Here is a 625-nt window from a genome sequence, read left to right as displayed (position 1 = left end):
GGTGGTGAGGAGGAGGGCGGGAGTCAGCGCGGTGGCGGCGACGAGCAGGGCAGCACGGGTCGGTCGCATGGGTGTGTACCTCCATGAGTGGTTCAGGGGTGAGGTTGTCCCACCCCTTGCACTGCTCAGTGATCTTACCCAGGTGCAGACCAATTATCGAACAAGCGAACGAGCATTTCGCCTGTCATGTGCGGCATCCCGGCTCGACCTGGCCGGCGTCTGCGCGCCTCCGCGAACACGAGAAGGCCCACGGGCGCCACATCGGACCCACCGGGCCTCGCGTCCCCGGGCTCGGCCGAGGCCGCCGCCCGCGAATGCTCCGACGCCCCGCACACCAACGTGGGATCATCGGCGGCCGGACAGAGCGATGATCTCGGCGAGGGGCGGTGGCGGCGTGGTGGCCGGCTGGGAGTGGGACGAAACCTTGTTCGCGGGGACGGCCGCCTACTACCGGCGGGGGCGGCTGCCCTACGCGCCGGGCCTGGCGGAGGCGCTCGCCGACGCGCTGCGCCTCGACCGGCGGGGGCGGCTGCTGGACGTGGGGTGTGGTCCCGGGGTCGTCGCCCTCACGCTGGCGGGCCTGTTCGCCGAGGTCGTCGGGGTGGATCCGGACGGCGGGATGATC

Annotated in this window: 1 protein-coding gene; it reads left to right on the top strand. The window is 71.8% G+C overall.

Going from position 1 to position 625, the window contains the following annotated elements; genetic code table 11:
- Window positions 1–367 precede the first annotated feature (367 nt).
- Window positions 368–625: class I SAM-dependent methyltransferase (locus tag E1283_RS36820; RefSeq protein WP_132822459.1), on the top strand; the 258-nt coding region annotated here is incomplete at its 3' end.

Source organism: Streptomyces hainanensis, assembly GCF_004348415.1.
In the GTDB taxonomy this organism is placed as follows: domain Bacteria; phylum Actinomycetota; class Actinomycetes; order Streptomycetales; family Streptomycetaceae; genus Streptomyces; species Streptomyces hainanensis.
This window is presented reverse-complemented; position numbering and strand designations above follow the sequence as displayed.